We start from the raw sequence: 17,628 nt of genomic DNA on the forward strand, positions 1-17,628 counted from the left end.
GCTTCACGTTCGACAGCTGAAGTGACGCTCGCACGCCTGCATGCGACGCTGCCGTCCATGCGTGAGCCGTTTATTGGCAGCGAGGTAGTGGCCGAAGGGAAGCTGACGAAGGGTCAGCTGTGCACTCGCTATACGCGATTGTTCAGGGACGTCTACGTGGATCCGCATGTTGAGATAACTCCGGCGCTGCGCGCGAAAGCCGGATGGCTCTGGGCGAGGCGGCAAGGCGTCGTTGCCGGGTTCTCCGCGGCGGCACTGCACGGCAGCAAATGGGTGGACGACATGCGTGCCGTCGACCTGATCCACGACAATCGGCACCGCCTGCCGGGGATCAGGACCCGGGGAGACCGCCTTGAACCGGACGAGATCGATGTGGTCGAGGGGGTTCCAGTCACCGCGCCGGCGAGGACGGCGCTTGACCTCTGCTGCTGGTACCCGACGATGACGGCGGTGGCCGCGATAGATGCGCTGGCGCGGGCGACCGACGTCAAGGGGCCCGACATCGAACTGGTGGCTCAGAGGTATCCCGGACGGCGGGGGATCGCCCAAGCTCGCCAGGCCGTGACCCTGTTGGACGCCGGCTCCCAGTCTCCGAAGGAGTCGTGGCTGCGGGTTGTGCTGATTCAGGCGGGTTTGCCGCGGCCGCAGACTCAGATTCCGGTCGCAAACCGGTATGGCGACGTGATCGCCTATCTCGACATGGGTTGGCAAGACGTCAAAGTCGCCGTGGAGTACGACGGCGAGCAGCACCGCAATGACCGTTGGCAGTACACCAGGGACGTCCGGCGACTGGAGATGCTCGAGCAACTCGGCTGGATCGTCGTCCGGGTGGTGGCAGGAGACCGGCCGGCCGAGATTGTGAGGCGTGTGAGGGCGGCCCTGGCCCGACGAGTGTGAAGCTGGTTTCACGTTCGTCGCCCAACGTGAAGCTAGCTTCACGCTCGGCCAGGTGGGGAGGGGCGATGGCACCCGGCACGCAACTAGGCGGGGATCAGCTCCACGCCGCTCAGCACCACCGCGTCGTCGCGCGAAGGCGCGACGACGCCGGCCAGGAAGCGGCCGTCCTCTTTCCAGATGTTGACCTGCAGCGTCTCGCCGGGGTACGCGACGCCGGCGAACCGCGCACCGTAGGCGGCGACCGCCGCGGCGTCGCCGTCCAGCAACGCGTCGGTGATGGCCTTGCAGGTCATGCCATACGTGCACAGGCCATGCAGGATGGGAGCGGGAAAGCCTGCGGCCCGGGCGAATTCGGGATCGGAATGCAGCGGGTTGCGATCGCCACACAGCCGGTAGAGCAGCGCCTGCTGCGGCAGGATCGGCATCGACACCTCGAGATCGGGTGCGCGCTCGGGCGCGGCGTCGGAACTCGACGGCCCCCGATCGCCGCCGAAGCCGCCCTCGCCGCGGGCGAAGATCGACCGGCGCTGCGTCCACAGCAGCGCACCGTCGGGCGCCGTCACCGTCGTCTCGCTCCAGATCACCGCGGCCTTGCCCTTGTCCCAGATGTCGGTGAACCGGGTGACGGCCTTCGCCGAGCCCGACGGGGGCAGTGGTGCGGGCACCTCGACCCGCTCGCTGGCGTGCAGGACCTTGGCCAGCTCGATGTCGATGCCCGGAAACCGCACGGTCGGCGGCTTGGTGGCGTGGAAGGTGGCGGCGACGTTGCCGAAGGTCGGCAGCACCTGCGGGGTGTCATCGACCAGGTACCGCAGCTCGCGCGGGTCCAACGGGTCGGCGCCGGCGCCCAGCCCCAGGTGATACAGCTGGATATCGCTACTGGTCCAGGAGAATTCAATCGGATCGAGCTCGGCGGCCAACGCGACATCGACATCGATCGGCATGTCAGTTGCCTCCCGCGATGTGCAGGGCGGCCAGGTACCCGAACGTCATCGCCGGACCGATCGTGCCGCCCGGTCCGGGGTAGGTGTGCCCCATCACCGGCGCGCTGACATTGCCCGCGGCGTAGAGCCCTTCGATGATGCTCCCGTCGTCGCGCAACGCCCGGCCGTGCACGTCCGTGCGGATGCCGCCCTTGGTGCCGAGATCGCCGGGCACCATCTTGGCGGCGTAGTACGGCGGGTGGGTGAGCTCGCCGAGATTGGGATTCGGCTTGTTGGTCGGGTCGCCGTAGTAGCGATCGTAGGCGCTTTCGCCGCGGTGGTAGTCCTCGTCGACGCCCGAGCGCGCGAACCCGTTGAACCGCTTGACCGTGGCGACGAGTTCGCTCGGGGGGAGGCCGGCCTTCCCGGCCAGCTCCTCGAGGGTGTCCGCCTGCACGATGACGCCGGAGTCCAGCCACTTGCGCGGGATCCGTTGTCCCGGTTGCAGTCCGGCGAAGATGTAGCGATCGCGGTACTGCTGGTCGAACACCAGCCAGGCGGGGATGTTCTCGCCCGGTCCCGGCCCCTGGCCGAACTCGCCGCCGTACATGTGGTGACAGGCCTCGACGTAGGGCATCGACTCGTTCATGAACCGCTTGCCGGACATGTTGACGATGATCGATCCGGGCGAATTGCGCTCCGACAGCGCGAACCACGGCGCGCCCACCAGGGGCACCGTCGGGCCCCACCAGGCGTCCTCCATCAACTCCAGCGCCGCCCCCAGCTTCTCACCCGCGAGGATGCCGTCCCCGGTGTTGGCCTTGGCGCCGACGGTCCACTCCGTGGTGATGGGCGCCCGCTGGTACTTCACCCGCATCTGTTCGTTGTGCTCGAATCCGCCCGAGGCGAGGATCACGCCCCGTCGGGCCCGGATCAATTGCGGCTCAGCCGATTCCGATCCGGTGGTGTCGCGCACATATACCCCGCTGACCTTGCCGTCCTCGACGAAGAGGTCGGTCAGGGCGGTGTTGAGCACCACCGGGACGCCGGCCCGCTGCAGGCCGATCCGTAGCGGCCCGATGAGCGCCCGCCCCATGCCGACCAGGTTTTTGCCGGTGGATTTGGCCCACATGGTGCGCGCGCCGACCTTCAGGCTGCGCAGCACGCCGCGCGGGTGTCGCTTGAGCTGGTTCAGCCGCACGTAATCCTGCTGCATGACAACCACATTGAGCGGAACCTTGCCGTAGGCGGGCTCCAGCCCGGCCTCGTCGGCACCGAGCTTGCGGGCATTGAACGGCTTGGGCTCGATCGACCGGCCGTCGGCGCGCCCGCCCGGCGCCTCGGGGTAGTAGTCGGAGTAGCGCGGCACCCAGCACATCTTCAGCGGCGTGTGCTTGAGGACGAACGACAGCATCTCGGGGCCGCGGTCCAGGTAGGTGTCGATGCGCTCGGGTTCGACGATGTCACCGACGATGCCGTGCAGATACGTGCGCGCGGCCTCCGGGTTGTCCTTCACCCCGTCGCGTTTGAGCACCTCGTTGTTCGGGATCCAGACGCCGCCCCCGGACCGCGCGGTGGAGCCGCCATAGTGGGCGGCCTTCTCGATGACTATTGTCGACAGACCCCGGTGGGCGGCGGTGAGGGCAGCTACCATGCCGGCCCCGCCGCTGCCGACCACGACGACGTCGTACTCCTGCGGTGTCATGTAGAACACGTTATAGAATTGCCCGGGTTGGGCGCTACCGGCCCGGTCACGAGAACGAGGGGACTTCGGTAAATGCTCAGTGTTGCGACCCGCGACGAGCTCGCAGCCGACCTGGCGCAAGCCGAACGCAGCCGTGAGCCGATCGCCCCGCTGACCGCCGGCCACCCGGACATCGACGTCATCGACGCCTACGAGATCCAGCTGATCAACATCCGTCAGCGCGTCGCCGAGGGGGCCCGCGTCGTCGGGCACAAGGTGGGCCTGTCCTCGCTGGCGATGCAGCAGATGATGGGGGTCGACGAGCCGGACTACGGACATCTGCTCGACGAGATGGAGGTGTTCGAGGACACCCCGGTCAGGGCCGGCCGCTTCCTGTATCCGCGGGTCGAGGTGGAGGTCGGGTTCATCCTCTCCGAGGACCTGCCCGGAGCGAGCTGCACCGAGGACGACGTGCTCGCGGCCACCGAAGCGCTGGTGCCCTCCATCGAGCTGATCGACACCAGGATCACCGACTGGAAGATCGCGCTGTGCGACACGATCGCGGACAACGCCTCGTCGGCGGGTTTCGTGCTGGGCAAGGCCCGGGTGTCGCCGCGCGACGTCGACGTCAAGGCCGTCGACGCGGTGCTGACCCGCAACGGCGAGATCGTCGCGGAGGGCCGTAGCGACGCGGTGCTGGGCAATCCGGTCACCGCCGTCGCGTGGCTGGCGCGCAAGGTGGAAAGCTTCGGGGTTCGGCTGAAGAAGGGCGACATCGTGTTACCCGGGTCGTGCACACGAGCGATAGATGCACACCCCGGCGACGAATTCGTCGCCGACTTCAAAGGACTCGGTTCCGTGCGGTTGTCCTTTGAATAGTGTCGGATTAGTTTTGAATTAGTCCAAATACAAGGAGCATCATGCCGTCCAAGGCGAGTGTGGCCATTGTCGGGTCGGGCAATATCAGCACCGACCTGCTCTACAAACTGCTGCGATCGGAATGGCTGGAACCGCGCTGGATGGTCGGCATCGACCCGGAGAGCGAGGGTTTGGCCCGCGCGCGCAAGCTGGGCCTCGAGACGACGCACGAGGGCGTCGACTGGCTGCTCGCCCAGGCCGAGAAACCGGACCTGGTTTTCGAGGCGACGAGCGCCTATGTGCACCGGGATGCGGCGCCGAAGTATGAGGCCGCGGGGATCCGCGCCATCGACCTGACGCCGGCCGCGGTCGGCCCGGCGGTGATCCCGCCCGCCAACCTGCGCGAGCACCTGGACGCGCCGAACGTCAACATGATCACCTGCGGCGGGCAGGCGACGATCCCGATCGTGTACGCGGTGAGCCGGGTGGTGGAGGTGCCGTACGCCGAGATCGTCGCCTCGGTGGCGTCGGTGTCGGCGGGGCCGGGCACCCGGGCGAACATCGACGAGTTCACCAAGACCACCAGCAGGGGCGTCGCGACGATCGGCGGGGCCACGCGCGGCAAGGCGATCATCATTCTGAACCCGGCCGACCCGCCAATGATCATGCGCGACACCATCTTCTGCGCCATCCCCGAGGACGCCGACCGGGACGCGATCGCCAAGTCCATTCACGACGTGGTGGCCGAGGTGCAGACGTACGTGCCCGGCTACCGGTTGCTCAACGAGCCGCAGTTCGACGAGCCGTCGATCAATTCCGGCGGCCAGGCCCTGGTCACCACCTTCGTCGAGGTCGAAGGCGCCGGCGACTACCTGCCGCCGTACGCGGGCAACCTCGACATCATGACCGCGGCGGCCACCAAGGTCGGCGAGGAGATCGCCAAGGAGTCCCTATCCGCATCGGCGCCGGGAGCGCAGGCATGAGTGACATCTTCTTCAACCCGATCTGGGACGTGCGGATGACCGACACGTCTCTGCGTGACGGCTCGCACCACAAGCGCCACCAGTTCACCAAGGAGGAGGTCGGGGCGATCGTCGCCGCCCTGGACACCGCCGGGGTGCCGGTCATCGAGGTGACCCACGGAGACGGGCTGGGCGGTTCGAGTTTCAACTACGGGTTCTCCAAAACGCCCGAGCAGGAACTGATCAAGCTCGCCGCCGAAACCGCAAAAGAAGCCAAGATCGCCTTCCTGATGCTGCCCGGGGTGGGCACCAAGGAGGACATCAAGGAGGCCCAGAACAACGGCGGGTCCATCTGCCGCATCGCCACGCACTGCACCGAGGCCGACGTGTCGATCCAGCATTTCGGGCTGGCCCGCGAACTGGGGCTGGAGACCGTCGGGTTCCTGATGATGGCCCACACGATCGCCCCCGAAAAGCTGGCCCAGCAGGCCCGGATCATGGCCGACGCGGGATGCCAGTGCGTCTACGTGGTCGATTCGGCCGGGGCCCTGGTGCTCGAGGGGGTGCGCGACCGGGTGGCGGCGCTGGTCGCCGAACTCGGCGACGACGCCCAGGTCGGCTTTCACGGCCACGAAAACCTCGGCCTCGGGGTGGCGAACTCGGTCGAGGCCGTGCGCGCGGGCGCCAAACAGATCGACGGCTCCTGCCGCCGGTTCGGCGCCGGCGCGGGCAACGCGCCCGTCGAGGCGCTCATCGGAGTTTTCGACAAGATCGGCGTCAAGACCGGCATCGACTTCTTCGACATCGCCGACGCCGCCGAGGACGTCGTGCGCCCGGCCATGCCGGCCGAATGCGTCCTCGATCGCAACGCCCTCATCATGGGCTACTCCGGCGTCTACTCGAGCTTCCTCAAGCACGCCGTCCGCCAGTCCGAGCGCTACGGCGTCCCGGCCCACCAGCTGCTGCACCGGGCCGGACAGCGCAAGCTGATCGGCGGCCAGGAAGACCAACTCATCGACATCGCACTGGAAATCAAGCGTGAGCAGGAAAGCGGCGCGGCCGTCGGTGGCTAGGTCCCGGCGGCACTCGGGGTTGCGAAGTCATATCATTTGAGTTTGGCTGAAAGCGGTGAATCTCCAGCCCGGTTGGCTTACGTTCGTAGTCGGGGATGGGACGCGAGGGTGATCTATGAGCTTCTTTACGTTACCGCCGGAAATCAATTCGCTGTTGATGTACTCCGGTGCGGGTTCAGCGCCGATGCTGCAGGCGTCTGCGGCGTGGAATGGCCTCGCCTCTGAGTTGTCGTCGGCGGCCGAATCGTTCATGTCGGTGACCTCGGGGTTGACCGGCCAGGCGTGGCAGGGTGCCGCGGCTTCCGCGATGGCCGCGGCGGCCGCTCCGTATGCGAGCTGGTTGAGTGCGGCGGCGTCGCAAGCGTCCGCCGCGGCGTCGCAGGCCGCTGCGGTGGCCAGTGCCTTCGAGGCCGCCCTGGCGGCCACGGTGCACCCCCTACAGGTGGACCTGAACCGCAACGGCCTGGTGCAGTTGGTCATGACCAACCTGTTCGGCCAGAACTGGCCGGCGATCGCGGAGACCGAGTTCAACTACATGGAGATGTGGGCCCAGGACGTCTCGGCGATGGTCGGCTATCACGGCGGGGCGTCCGCGGCGGCCGGCCAGCTTCTGTCGGGACAGGCCGGACTGCCGTCGCTGCCGAGCATGCCGGGGATGCCGGCGATCCCCACCGGGGCCTCGGCGGGTTCCTCGAACGCGGCGGTAGCCGGACCCATGTCGGGTGGGAGCGCGGGCGGCGTCGCCGCCGGCGCTGACCAGGGCGCCGTCCCGGCCGGCGACTACGGCGGCGGTGCGGGCGTTGCGGCGGGGGCGGCGGCTACGGCGCCGGCGGGTACGTGGACAGCAACGCGGTTGCCGGCGCGAGCACCGGCGACGTCAGCGCCGCCAGTACGGCCGGCAGCCTCGGTGGCGGGAGCGTGGGTGCGGTCAACCCCGGAATCGGCGGTGCGGGGCTGGTGGGCTCGGTCGGGATGGGCGCGATGATGGCGTCCTCGGCGGCCATGCGCTCGACGGCGTCCGGAGGCACCCCGACGGCTTTCGATGCCCCGATAGCCGCCGAAGCCGAGACACCGGTTGCCGAACCGGTGGCAGAACCTGCCGGGGTCGAGGAAACCGTGACCGAGGAGGCACCCGCTGCCGCGACCCCGTTGGGCGCGACGTCCGCTTCGGCAGCACCTGCGGCGGCGACCTCGGCGGAGGAGCCGACGGCGGCCGCGACCGAAAGCCGGGAGCCGGGCGAGCGTGTCGCGATGGAGGCACCAATGCCGAGGCATGCGAAGCCCGAATCGCCCGAGCCGCAACGACGAGCCCAGTAATTTTTTGGATGCGCGGCGGCTATCGCGGCTCAACCGCCGCGAGTTAGCTGAAATGCAAATATCTGTTTTCGTTTGACATAGCGTTCTCTCTGTCGCTGATTCCGACCACGAGAGGACGTTCCGATGAGCTTCATGACGTTGCCGCCGGAGATCAATTCTCTGCTGATGTTTTCCGGGGCGGGGTCTGCCCCGCTGCTGGAGGCGGCGAACGCCTGGGAGGGTCTGGCCTCGGAGCTGGGGTCGGCCGCGTCGTCGTTCGGATCGGTGACCTCGGGGCTGGCGGGTCAGGCCTGGCAGGGGCCGGCCGCGCAGGCGATGACGGCGGCGGCCACGCCCTACACCGAGTGGCTCAGCCAGGCCGCGGCGCAGGCCGCCGGCGCGGCCGGGCAGGCCCGGGCGGTGGTCAGTGCGTTCGAGGCGGCGCAGGCGGCCACCATCCAGCCGCTCTTTGTGGAGCTCAACCGCAATTCGCTGGTGCAGATGGTGCTGTCGAACTGGTTCGGGTTCAACGCCCCGGCGATCGCGCAGCTGGAGTCCGACTACGAGGAGATGTGGGCCCAGGACGTGGCCGCGATGTCGGCCTATCATGCCGGGGCGTCGGCGGCGGCCGCGCAATTGGCGCCGGCGCAGGCGCTGCAGGATCTGCTGGCCGGGCTGCCCAACATCGGCATCGGCAACAAGGGCGGCACCGGCAACATCGGCAACGGCAACACGGGCGGCCAGAACGTCGGCAACGGCAACACCGGCAGCGGGAACTTCGGCGGCGGGAACGTCGGCAACAACAACACCGGCAACGGAAACACCGGCTCTGGCAACATCGGCGGCGGAAACATCGGCAGCGGCAACATCGGGTTCGGAAACAGCGGCGTCAGCGCCTCGCCGCTCAACCCGAAGCCCGGCTACGGCAACGTGGGAGTGGGCAACACCGGCAATAACAACTCCGGCTTCGGTAACACCGGAAACGGCAACCTCGGCGGCGGAAACGTCGGCAGCGGGAACATCGGTGGCGGAAATCGCGGCGTGAACAACATCGGCTTCGGCCTCACCGGCAGCAATGAGATCGGCGTAGGGAACACGTATTACAATGCCACGACCGGTCAGTTCAGCGTCGGCGGGCTGAACTCCGGCAGCGGCAACATCGGCTTCGGCAACGCGGGCACCAACAACATCGGCTTCTTCAACTCCGGCAGCGGAAACGTGGGCATCTTCGACTCGGCGGGCGGGGGCTCACTCAACGGCGAGATGTCGGGCTTCTTCAACACCGGAGCTGTGGGCACCTCGATCCCCGGGCTCGCCGGTCAGGTTTCCGGTTTGGCGAACACCGGCCAGGCCATCTCGGGCGTGTTCGGCATCGCCAACTTGTTGAGCCAGCTCTAGCGATTGTCCGGCCACCGCGCAGAGGTTGGCCCGCCCGCCAACGCGGGTAACCTCGTTTGCATGACCGTGACACCGAAGACCGCCATCCGCCGCGGGGTATGCGGCTTGATCGGCGGAAGCCTGCTGAGCGCAGCAGTCGCGGGCGTCATCGCTGTGCCGGTGGCGAACGCGGCTCCTCAATGTGACCAGAACCAGACCGTGGGTCAATCGATCAACGCGTACCTGTTGCAACATCCCGACCTCCACCGGCAGCTGGAGGCCAAATCGGAGGCGGAGGGCGGTAACGGCAACGTCATCGACTACCTGAACCGCCATCCCGACGTGCGCCAGCACCTGATCGACCTCTCCCAGCAATGCGTGCCGTAGCGAGCGGGCCTCGTTACCGGACGCCCCCGCCGACGCGCGGGAATGTTCGCCATTGACTCAAAATGAGAACACGTTCTAGCGTCTAGGCGTGAACTCCGAACCCCTCACCTCCGCGATCGCCGAGGCCGAACGGCTGGTGGCCGAAGCTCCGCACATCGAGACCGAAGCCGACCTGCTCGAAGGTCTGCAGTACCTCGCCGGCTGCATCGCGGGCTGCATGCATCTGGCCTTCGATTACGAGCGCGACCATCCCTTCCTGCAGTCGGGCACGGGACCGTTCACCAAGATGGGCCTGGACAACCCCGACACCCTGTACTTCGGGACGCGGCTGCAGCCCGACCGTGACTACGTCGTCACCGGCCGGCGCGGCACCACGACCGACCTGAGTTTTCAGCTACTCGGCGGGGAGTACACGGACGACAACGTCCCGGCGAGCCAGGCCGCATTCGACGATCGAGAGCTCGAGATCGCGCAGGACGGCAGCTTCGAATGGCGGGTGCGGCCGACCAGCCCCGGTCAGTTGGTGATCCGAGAGGTGTACGGCGACTGGTCGGCCCAGCGCGGCACGCTCGCCATATCCCGGCTCGACACCGCCGGCACCGCGCCGCCGCCGCTGACCCGGGAAACCATCGAAAAGCGTTACGCCACGGCCGGAAAGCAACTCGTGAACCGGGTGAAGACGTGGTTGCAGTTCCCGCAGTGGTTCTACCTCAACATTCCGGTCAACACGATGGTCGCACCCCGGCTGACGCCCGGCGGCCTGGCAACCCAGTACTCGTCGGCCGGTCACTTCGACCTGCGGCCCGACCAGGCGCTGGTCATCACGATCCCGGTGTCCGACGCGCCCTACCTCGGTTTCCAGCTCGGGAGCCTGTGGTACATCTCGCTGGACTACATCAACCACCAGACCTCGCTGAACAACACGCAGGCGCAACAGGATCCGGATGGCAAGGTGCGCATCGTGGTGGCCGACCAGAACCCGGGAGTGACCAACTGGGTGGAACCGCTCGGGCACCGCCGCGGGTACCTGCAGTTCCGCTGGCAGCGGGTATCACGCCAGCTGACCGACGCGGACGGCCCCACGGTCGAATTGGTGGACGTCGACGCGATCCCGAACAAGCTGCCGTACTACGACCACAACAAGATCTCCGACGACCAATGGCGAGCCCGAATCGCCCTGCGCCAGCAGCAGATAGCGGCAAGGATGCTCGGGTGACGGCGCCGGGGATGCTTCAGGGCAAGGTCGTCGTCATCAGCGGCGTCGGACCGGGGTTGGGCACCACGTTGGCGCACCGATGCGCGCAGGACGGTGCCGACCTGGTGCTGGCCGCCCGCACCGTGGAACGGCTGGACGGACTCGCCAAGCAGATCAACGACACCGGCCGCAAGGCGTTGGCCGTGCGCACCGACATCACCGACGACGACGAGGTGGCCTACCTGGTCGAAACCACCATGGCCACCTACGGCAAGGCCGACGTGCTGATCAACAACGCGTTTCGGGTCCCGTCGATGAAACCGTTGGCCGCGACCAGCTTTCAGCACATCCGCGATGCCATCGAACTCAGCGCGCTGGGGGCGCTGCGCCTCATCCAGGCGTACACCCCCGCGCTGGAGCAGGCGCACGGATCGATCGTCAACGTCAACTCGATGGTGCTGCGCCACTCGCAGGCCAAGTACGGCGCCTACAAGATGGCCAAGTCCGCGTTGCTGGCCATGTCACAATCGCTGGCCACGGAGCTGGGGGAGAAGGGCATCCGCGTCAATTCCGTTGCACCCGGCTATATCTGGGGCGACACGTTGCAGGCCTACTTCGAGCACCAGGCCGGCAAGTACGGCACCACGGTGGACCAGATCTACCAGGCCACCGCGGCGAACTCCGACCTCAAGCGCCTGCCCACCGAGGACGAAGTGGCGTCGGCGATCATGTTCCTGGCCAGCGACCTGTCGAGCGGGATCTCGGGGCAGACCCTGGACGTCAATTGCGGGGAGTACCACACCTGATGAACGAGCGGACCGATGTGGGAACGGTCGACGACCTGCGGGCGTCGGCCACCAAGATGGTCGGACTCGACGATTTCGGCGCCGACGACGACAACTACGTCGAGGCGCTGGAGGTGCTGCTGGACTCCTACCGGCGCGAGGCCGGACTTACGGTGTTGGGCAGCAAGATGAACCGGTTCTTCCTGCGCGGCGCGCTGGTGGCCCGGCTGCTGTCGGAAGCCGCATGGAAGCAGTACCCGCAGCACGCCGAGGTTGCGATCGAGCGGCCGATCTTCGTCACCGGGCTGGTGCGCACGGGAACCACGGCCCTGCACCGGCTCCTCGGCGCCGACCCGGCCCACCAGGGCCTGCATCTGTGGCTGGCCGAGTTCCCCCAGCCCCGGCCGCCGCGCGAAACCTGGGAGTCCAACCCGTTTTACAGCCAGCTCAACGAGCAGTTCGAGAAGGCGCACCGGGAGAACCCGGATTACACCGGGCTGCATTTCATGGCCGCCTACGAGCTCGAGGAGTGCTGGCAGCTGCTGCGCCAGTCGCTGCACTCGGTGTCGTACGAGACACTGGCGCACCTGCCCAGCTATGCGAAATGGCTGTCGCAGCAGGACTGGACGCCGTCGTATCGGCGGCACCGCAAGAACCTTCAGCTGATCGGGCTCAACGACGCCGACAAGCGGTGGGTGCTGAAGAACCCGAGCCACCTGTTCGCGCTCGACGCGTTGATGGCCACCTACCCCGACGCACTGGTGATCCAGACCCACCGGCCGGTCGAGACGATCATGGCCTCGATGTGCTCGCTGGCGCAGCACACCGCCGAGGGCTGGTCCACCACGTTCGTCGGCGCCCAAATCGGCTCCGACGCAATGGATACCTGGTCGCGCGGATTGGAGCGCTTCAACACCGCACGCGCCAAGTACGACCCCGCCCAGTTCTACGACGCCAAGTACGCGGACCTGGTCCGCGACCCGATGGGCCTGGTGGCCGACATCTACCGGCACTTCGGCCTGACACTGACCGACGAGGCCCGAAAGGCCATGGCGGACAGCGACGCCGAGAGCAAGACGGGGGCGCGTGCCCCGAAGCACACGTACTCGCTGGCGGACTACGGGTTGACGGTGGAAGAGGTCAAGGAACGCTTCGCCGGCCTGTGATCCGGGCCGATGCGCCCGTACCGTGAGATCGGCCGCCGTCGGGCTCAGTCGGGTTCGCAGCGCGACAGGACGCCTTCTGCGACCGCGTGCTCGATGCTGTCGGTCAATTTGGGGCATGCGCGGGCGCAGGCGGGATTCCCGCCGGCCTCGCGAACTTCGGCGAAATACGCGCAGCGTTGCGACGCGTGGGTGTTCCACTGCACCGCCGTGTGCCCGGGGCCCATCCTCCGGACCGACACGGTGACGTGGCAGAACCGGCAATCCACCGGCATGAGCCCGGAGGTGAGGTAACGCTCGCGGTCGGCGCGCGTCGCCTCGGCTACGGCTGCGGCGCGCACCGGGTCATCGGCGAAACTCCTTGCCTTCGACCAGGATCGAGGCACCGGGCCGCCCTCCCGGACGGGCGGGCGGTGGTCGTGGTCGTCGTGATCGCCATGCAGGAGCAGCATTGACCGGGCGAGCCGATCGACATCCGGCACGGCCGAGTGCTCGTCGGACGCGTTCACGTCACTCAGTGCTGCTCGGCGGGCACAGCCTCGGACGCGGATTCGCTTTGCGCCTTCAGGTTCTCCGCGACCTCGGAATTCCAGTACTCGTTGGCGCGCGTGGTGTCGACCTCGACCTCGAAACGCTCCACCATCTCGGGCGCAATGTCGGCGACGTCGACGTAGAACTGCTGATACCAGCGACGCATCTGGTAGACCGCGCCGTCTTCCTCGACCAGCAGCGGGTTTTCGATCCGTGTCTTGTGCTTCCAGATCTCGACGTCTTGCAGGAAGCCCTTGCTGACACCCTCGGTGAAGGTCTTGGACAGCTTGTCGGCCATCTTGTCGTCAATGCCCTTGGGCTTCTCCACGATGACCCCCCACTGCAGCATGAACGAGTCCTGCGTCACCGGATAGTGGCAGTTGATCAGGATCGACTCGGCCTTGTAGCCGCTATAGCTGTTGTGCAGCCAGTTGATCATGAACGACGGCCCGAAGTAGGACGCCTCCGAATCCAGTTGGGCGTCGCCGTAGGCCGTGCCCAGATCGTTCACGTCGGGCCGGCCGACGTTGTGCAGATACTGCGAGGCGATGTGGCCCTCGAAGACATTCTTGAAGTACGTCGGCAGCCCGAGATGGATGTAGTAGAAGTGCGCCATGTCGGTGACGTTGTCGATGATGTCGCGGCAGTTGGAACCCTCGATGAGGATGCGGTTCCACCGCCAGTCGGTCCAGTCGCTGCTGGCGGCCTCCGGGATCTCGGGAATTCGCACGGCCGGGTCTGGCGGGTTGCCCTCGTGGTCGTGCCAGACGAACAGCAGGCCTCCGCGCACGTCCGTCGACCACGAGCGGGTGCGCGCCGTCTTGGGCGTGCGCTTGGCGTACGGAACCAGCTTGCAGCGGCCGTCGCCGCCCCACCGCCAGTCGTGGAACGGGCAGGCGATCTCGTCGCCCTTGAGGCTGCCCTGGCTCAGGTCACCGCCCATGTGGCGGCAGTAGGAGTCGAGGACCTTCAATTGCCCCTGGGAGTCGGCGAAGACCACCAGTTTGGTGCCGAACGCCTCGATCCCGTGCGGCTTGCCGTCCAGGAACTCCTCCGCGACGCCCAGGCAGTGCCAGCCGCGGGCATATCGGGTCGGCAAGGTGCCGGAATCGATCTCCCGGACGCCGACCGCATTGGTGTCGGTAGTCACCTTTCACCTCCAGGTTTTGGCCTCTAATTAGAACACGTTACAGTTTTGCGGTCGGCATGCGCAATGACGGCGGGTCTGACTGTGAGGTATTCCCACTGCGGGTATATGTAAGCGATGCCGCTGTTTGCTTTCGAGGGTCGATCACCCCGGGTTGATCCCACCGCGTTCGTGGCCCCGACCGCGGCCCTGATCGGGGATGTCGTCGTCGAGGCCGGGGCGTCGGTCTGGTTCAACGCCGTGCTGCGCGGCGATTTCGGGCCCGTCGTGGTCCGCGAGGGCGCCAACGTGCAGGACGGATCGGTGCTGCACGCCCCGCCCGGCATCCCGGTGGACATCGGTCCCGGCGCGAGCATCGCGCACCTGTGCGTCATCCACGGGGCGCATATCGGGCCCGAGGCGCTGATCGCCAATCACGCCACGGTCCTCGACGGCGCGGTGATCGGCGCGCGGACAATGATCGGCGCCCACTCGCTGGTGACGGCGGGCACGCACATTCCGGCCGGGGTGCTCGCAGTCGGGGCCCCGGCGAAGGTGAAGGGACCGATCGAGGGCACCAGGTCGGAGGTGTGGGTCAACCTCAACCCGCAGGCTTACCGCGACCTCGCCCAGCGGCATGTGGCCGGGTTGGAACAGATCTGAGGTTCGCCGAGTGTGCGGCCAGCTTCACATTCGAGCGCGTTCAGACCTTCCGCACGGACGCCACCGCGCGGTCCATCTCCCAGTAGGCGCGCAGCGCGACCATCTGGCCCTCGTCGTTGGCCTTGTAGGTGAACACGCCCTCGGCGGTGGTCTGGTACTCGCCGGTGGTGATCAGGATGTGGCCGACGTTGGCTTCCTCGTTGCCGCACTGAAAGGTGTCGCGGAAGACGAACTCGATCTTGGTGGTGGGCGCAATGGCCTTGTCCCAGAACGCCGAGATCGCGTCGCGCCCGCGGTGCCCCTTGCCCTCCGGGTCGAAGGCCGACGGGCCGATCGGGTCCTCGACGATGGCGTCGTCGGCGAACACCGCCAGCCACGCCTCTTTATCCCGGGCGATCACCGCTTCACGCGACCGGCGGCCGGCCTCGTGTGCGGGATGCTCGGTCATTTCGCCGCCTTCTCCGGCTTGTCGGTGCCCACGACCCACATGGAGTAGTACTGCGAGCCCCCGCCGTAGGCGTGCCCCAACGCCTTTCGCGCGTTGGGGACCTGGTGATCGCCACCCTTGCCCATCACCTGGATCGCGGCCTCCGCGAAGCGGATCATGCCGGAGGCGCCGATCGGATTCGACGACAGCACGCCTCCCGACGGGTTCACCGGCAGCTTCCCGCCGATCTTCGTCTCGCCGGCCTCGGTGAGCTTCCAGCCCTCGCCCTCTGCGGCGAATCCCAGGTTCTCCAGCCACATCGGCTCGAACCACGAGAACGGCACGTAGATCTCGGCGGCGTCGATCTCGTCGATCGGGCTCTTGATGCCCGCCGCCTCCCACAGCGCGGCGGCGGCGTCGCGGCCGGCCTGCGGGCTGACCTGGTCGCGCCCGGCGAACTGCAGGGGCTCGGTCCGCAACGCCGTGGCATGGATCCACGCCACCGAATGGCCTTGCGCCACCCTGGCATCCGCGATCTGCTCGTCGCCGATGATCACCGCGGCGGCGCCGTCGGAGGACGGGCAGGTCTCGTCGTAACGGATCGGGTCCCACAGCATGGGGGACTGCATCACCTTCTCCAGGGTGATGTCGGGCTGGTGCAGGTGGGCGAGCGGGTTGCGCGCCCCGTTGAGGCGGTCCTTGACCGCGACCATGGCGCCGATGTTCAGCGGCGCACCCGAGCGGCGGATGTAGGACCGCACGTGCGGGGCGAAATAACCGCCGGCCCCGGCGCCCACCGGCTTGATGAAGGGAATCGGAATCGACAACGCCCACATCGCGTTTGATTCCGACTGCTTCTCCCAGGCCACCGCCAGCACGCGATGGTACTTGCCCGACTGCACCAGGCTGGCGGCGACGACGGCGGTCGATCCGCCGACGGAACCCGCCGTGTGCACCCGGATCATCGGCTTGCCGGTCGCCCCCATGGCGTCGGCCATGAACAGCTCCGGCATCATGACGCCCTCGAAGAAGTCGGGCGCCTTGCCGACCACGACGGCGTCGATGTCGGCGAAGGTGGAACCGGAATCGTCGAGTGCCCGGTCGATCGCCTCCCGCACCAGCCCGTTCATCGAAACGTCTTGGCGCTTGGCCACATACTTGGTCTGCCCGGTACCGAGTACCGCGGCCAGGTTCGCGCCTGCTCCGGCCATCAGTTCTTCCCTTCCATGACCGCGACCAAATTCTGTTGCAGTGCGGGTCCGCTGGTGGCGTGCGCCAGCACCCGCTCGGCCGAACCATTCCAGATATGTTGTGCGGCAAAGCCGATGCGCTCCAGGCCGGCGACGAACATGGGGTGGGCCGCCAGCGCACCGCCGGACGGGTTGACTTTCGTCGCCCCGGGTATGCGGATGGCCTCCGCGATGATCAGGTGCTGGTGGGTGAACGGCGCGCAGATCTCCGCGACGTCGAGGTTGCGGATGTGACCACCCGTGGCCGCCTTCGTCGCCGCCGTGGTCGACGGCGACTGGGTCAGGTCGCGCACCCCCAGCGACGGGGACTCGATGCGGTGCTCGATTCCGGTGATCCAGGCGGGGTTTTCGCGCAGTTCGCGGGCGCGGCCGTCGGCCGCCAGCACGATGGCCGCGGCGCCGTCGGTGATCGGTGCGATGTCGTGGCGGCGCAGCGGGTCGGCGAAGAACGGCCGGTCGAGCAGTTCGTCGACGCTGGCCGCGGGCTCCACCGAGTCCACCCGGCGGGCGACCGCGAAGGAGTCGAGCGCGACGCGCGCCATGTGCTCATAGCTCCACTTCTCGGAGTCCAGTCCCATGCGGGCCTGCAGCGCCGCCATCGACACCGAGTCCGGCCACAGCGGCGCGACCGTGTAGGGGTCGGTCTGCCGCGACAAGATTTGGCGCAGCACCCCGGCCGAGGACTTGCCGAAGCCGTATACCAGCGCGGTGTCGACCTCGCCCGTCAGGATCTTGATGTAGGCCTCGTACAGGGCCCACGCCGCGTCCATCTCGACGTGTGACTCGTTGATGGGGGGTACGGCGCCGATCGAGTCGATCGCCGAGATGAACGAAAACGCGCGCCCGGCAAGGTAATCCGAAGATCCCGAACACCAGAAGCCAATGTCGGCCTTGGTGATGCCGAGTTCCTCGTAGAGCTGCGCGAAGCACGGCATCAGCATCTCGACGCCGTTGGTGGTGCCGTCGGTGCGGCGGACATGTGGGGCGTGGGCGAAGCCGACGACCGCAACGTTGCGAGCGCTCATTGGTAA

General features: G+C 67.4%; 16 protein-coding genes and 2 pseudogenes. 11 read left to right on the top strand and 7 right to left on the bottom strand.

The features are described 5' to 3' along the window. The first annotated feature begins 57 nt into the window (after positions 1 to 57). Positions 58 to 897, top strand: coding sequence for a type IV toxin-antitoxin system AbiEi family antitoxin (locus BN971_RS12285; protein WP_085182859.1), 840 nt, complete (start codon positions 58 to 60; stop codon positions 895 to 897). 83 nt (positions 898 to 980) lie between these two features. On the opposite strand, the gene BN971_RS12290 is transcribed toward BN971_RS12285, so the two are convergent. Together BN971_RS12290 and kstD are read right to left on the bottom strand one after the other, a co-directional pair. Next, positions 981 to 1,841 (bottom strand): MaoC/PaaZ C-terminal domain-containing protein, encoded by an 861-nt coding sequence (locus tag BN971_RS12290; protein WP_085182738.1) that lies wholly within the window; start codon positions 1,839 to 1,841, stop codon positions 981 to 983. Position 1,842: 1 nt separating this feature from the next. Beyond that, on the bottom strand, positions 1,843 to 3,525 hold the full coding sequence (gene kstD, locus BN971_RS12295) for a 3-oxosteroid 1-dehydrogenase (protein WP_085182858.1): 1,683 nt from the start codon (positions 3,523 to 3,525) through the stop codon (positions 1,843 to 1,845). 72 nt (positions 3,526 to 3,597) lie between these two features. On the opposite strand from kstD, the gene BN971_RS12300 reads away from it, so the two are divergent. From BN971_RS12300 to BN971_RS12345, 9 genes and pseudogenes are all read left to right on the top strand, one after another. After that, positions 3,598 to 4,383: a 2-keto-4-pentenoate hydratase gene (locus tag BN971_RS12300; RefSeq protein ID WP_085182737.1), complete on the top strand. Its 786-nt coding sequence runs from the start codon at positions 3,598 to 3,600 to the stop codon at positions 4,381 to 4,383. Positions 4,384 to 4,424: 41 nt separating this feature from the next. Further along, positions 4,425 to 5,345 (top strand): acetaldehyde dehydrogenase (acetylating), encoded by a 921-nt coding sequence (locus BN971_RS12305; RefSeq protein ID WP_085182736.1) that lies wholly within the window; start codon positions 4,425 to 4,427, stop codon positions 5,343 to 5,345. Next, positions 5,342 to 6,397 (top strand): 4-hydroxy-2-oxovalerate aldolase, encoded by a 1,056-nt coding sequence (gene dmpG, locus BN971_RS12310; protein ID WP_085182735.1) that lies wholly within the window; start codon positions 5,342 to 5,344, stop codon positions 6,395 to 6,397. Before BN971_RS12305 ends, dmpG begins: the two co-directional genes overlap by 4 nt. 115 nt (positions 6,398 to 6,512) lie before the next feature. Next, a pseudogene (locus BN971_RS12315) lies at positions 6,513 to 7,023 on the top strand (PPE family protein); the annotation flags it as partial. Between the two features lie 814 nt (positions 7,024 to 7,837). After that, positions 7,838 to 8,986, top strand: a pseudogene (locus BN971_RS12325) (PPE family protein); the annotation flags it as partial. Positions 8,987 to 9,151: 165 nt separating this feature from the next. Continuing rightward, the gene (locus tag BN971_RS12330; RefSeq protein ID WP_085182732.1) at positions 9,152 to 9,457 is read left to right on the top strand and encodes a hypothetical protein; all 306 of its coding nucleotides are present in this window, start codon (positions 9,152 to 9,154) and stop codon (positions 9,455 to 9,457) included. Between the two features lie 88 nt (positions 9,458 to 9,545). After that, entirely contained in the window at positions 9,546 to 10,673 is a 1,128-nt protein-coding gene (locus tag BN971_RS12335) for a hypothetical protein (RefSeq protein ID WP_085182731.1), read from the top strand. Positions 10,674 to 10,684: 11 nt separating this feature from the next. Beyond that, positions 10,685 to 11,458: an SDR family oxidoreductase gene (locus BN971_RS12340; RefSeq protein ID WP_085182730.1), complete on the top strand. Its 774-nt coding sequence runs from the start codon at positions 10,685 to 10,687 to the stop codon at positions 11,456 to 11,458. Further along, a complete protein-coding gene (locus BN971_RS12345) occupies positions 11,458 to 12,603 on the top strand; it encodes a sulfotransferase family protein (protein ID WP_085182729.1) in 1,146 nt (381 codons plus the stop codon). The genes BN971_RS12340 and BN971_RS12345 overlap by 1 nt, the downstream gene beginning before the upstream one ends. 44 nt (positions 12,604 to 12,647) lie before the next feature. Here the strand turns inward: BN971_RS12345 and BN971_RS12350 are convergent, their stop codons facing one another. Together BN971_RS12350 and BN971_RS12355 are read right to left on the bottom strand one after the other, a co-directional pair. Beyond that, positions 12,648 to 13,052 (bottom strand): hypothetical protein, encoded by a 405-nt coding sequence (locus BN971_RS12350; protein WP_085182857.1) that lies wholly within the window; start codon positions 13,050 to 13,052, stop codon positions 12,648 to 12,650. A 62-nt stretch (positions 13,053 to 13,114) separates the two neighbouring features. Then, positions 13,115 to 14,281: a 3-ketosteroid-9-alpha-monooxygenase, oxygenase component gene (locus tag BN971_RS12355; protein ID WP_085182728.1), complete on the bottom strand. Its 1,167-nt coding sequence runs from the start codon at positions 14,279 to 14,281 to the stop codon at positions 13,115 to 13,117. A gap of 114 nt (positions 14,282 to 14,395) precedes the next feature. Here BN971_RS12355 and BN971_RS12360 point away from each other — a divergent pair, with 114 nt between their 5' ends. After that, positions 14,396 to 14,920 carry a gamma carbonic anhydrase family protein gene (locus BN971_RS12360; protein WP_085182727.1) on the top strand — a complete coding sequence of 175 codons (525 nt, stop codon included), beginning with the start codon at positions 14,396 to 14,398 and terminating at the stop codon, positions 14,918 to 14,920. Between the two features lie 40 nt (positions 14,921 to 14,960). Here the strand turns inward: BN971_RS12360 and BN971_RS12365 are convergent, their stop codons facing one another. The 3 genes from BN971_RS12365 to BN971_RS12375 are packed head-to-tail and all read right to left on the bottom strand — an operon-like array spanning position 14,961 to position 17,622. Next, positions 14,961 to 15,368, bottom strand: a complete 408-nt coding sequence (locus BN971_RS12365) for a nuclear transport factor 2 family protein (protein ID WP_085182726.1) — start codon at positions 15,366 to 15,368, stop codon at positions 14,961 to 14,963. After that, positions 15,365 to 16,558 (bottom strand): thiolase domain-containing protein, encoded by a 1,194-nt coding sequence (locus BN971_RS12370; protein ID WP_085182725.1) that lies wholly within the window; start codon positions 16,556 to 16,558, stop codon positions 15,365 to 15,367. Before BN971_RS12370 ends, BN971_RS12365 begins: the two co-directional genes overlap by 4 nt. Beyond that, on the bottom strand, positions 16,558 to 17,622 hold the full coding sequence (locus BN971_RS12375) for a thiolase domain-containing protein (protein WP_085182724.1): 1,065 nt from the start codon (positions 17,620 to 17,622) through the stop codon (positions 16,558 to 16,560). The genes BN971_RS12370 and BN971_RS12375 overlap by 1 nt, the downstream gene beginning before the upstream one ends. Positions 17,623 to 17,628: the final 6 nt, after the last annotated feature.

It is taken from the genome of Mycobacterium bohemicum DSM 44277, from assembly GCF_001053185.1.
Classification (GTDB): domain Bacteria; phylum Actinomycetota; class Actinomycetes; order Mycobacteriales; family Mycobacteriaceae; genus Mycobacterium; species Mycobacterium bohemicum.

What these genes read in the sequence shown, in the direction of transcription:
- BN971_RS12285 (WP_085182859.1), top strand. Translation starts at nt 58, where the DNA reads ATGCGTGAGCCGTTTATTGGCAGCGAGGTAGTGGCCGAAGGGAAGCTG.
- BN971_RS12290 (WP_085182738.1), bottom strand. Translation starts at nt 1,841, where the DNA reads ATGCCGATCGATGTCGATGTCGCGTTGGCCGCCGAGCTCGATCCGATT.
- kstD (WP_085182858.1), bottom strand. Translation starts at nt 3,525, where the DNA reads ATGACACCGCAGGAGTACGACGTCGTCGTGGTCGGCAGCGGCGGGGCC.
- BN971_RS12300 (WP_085182737.1), top strand. Translation starts at nt 3,598, where the DNA reads ATGCTCAGTGTTGCGACCCGCGACGAGCTCGCAGCCGACCTGGCGCAA.
- BN971_RS12305 (WP_085182736.1), top strand. Translation starts at nt 4,425, where the DNA reads ATGCCGTCCAAGGCGAGTGTGGCCATTGTCGGGTCGGGCAATATCAGC.
- dmpG (WP_085182735.1), top strand. Translation starts at nt 5,342, where the DNA reads ATGAGTGACATCTTCTTCAACCCGATCTGGGACGTGCGGATGACCGAC.
- BN971_RS12330 (WP_085182732.1), top strand. Translation starts at nt 9,152, where the DNA reads ATGACCGTGACACCGAAGACCGCCATCCGCCGCGGGGTATGCGGCTTG.
- BN971_RS12340 (WP_085182730.1), top strand. Translation starts at nt 10,685, where the DNA reads ATGCTTCAGGGCAAGGTCGTCGTCATCAGCGGCGTCGGACCGGGGTTG.
- BN971_RS12345 (WP_085182729.1), top strand. Translation starts at nt 11,458, where the DNA reads ATGAACGAGCGGACCGATGTGGGAACGGTCGACGACCTGCGGGCGTCG.
- BN971_RS12350 (WP_085182857.1), bottom strand. Translation starts at nt 13,052, where the DNA reads ATGCTGCTCCTGCATGGCGATCACGACGACCACGACCACCGCCCGCCC.
- BN971_RS12360 (WP_085182727.1), top strand. Translation starts at nt 14,396, where the DNA reads ATGCCGCTGTTTGCTTTCGAGGGTCGATCACCCCGGGTTGATCCCACC.
- BN971_RS12365 (WP_085182726.1), bottom strand. Translation starts at nt 15,368, where the DNA reads ATGACCGAGCATCCCGCACACGAGGCCGGCCGCCGGTCGCGTGAAGCG.
- BN971_RS12370 (WP_085182725.1), bottom strand. Translation starts at nt 16,558, where the DNA reads ATGGCCGGAGCAGGCGCGAACCTGGCCGCGGTACTCGGTACCGGGCAG.
- BN971_RS12375 (WP_085182724.1), bottom strand. Translation starts at nt 17,622, where the DNA reads ATGAGCGCTCGCAACGTTGCGGTCGTCGGCTTCGCCCACGCCCCACAT.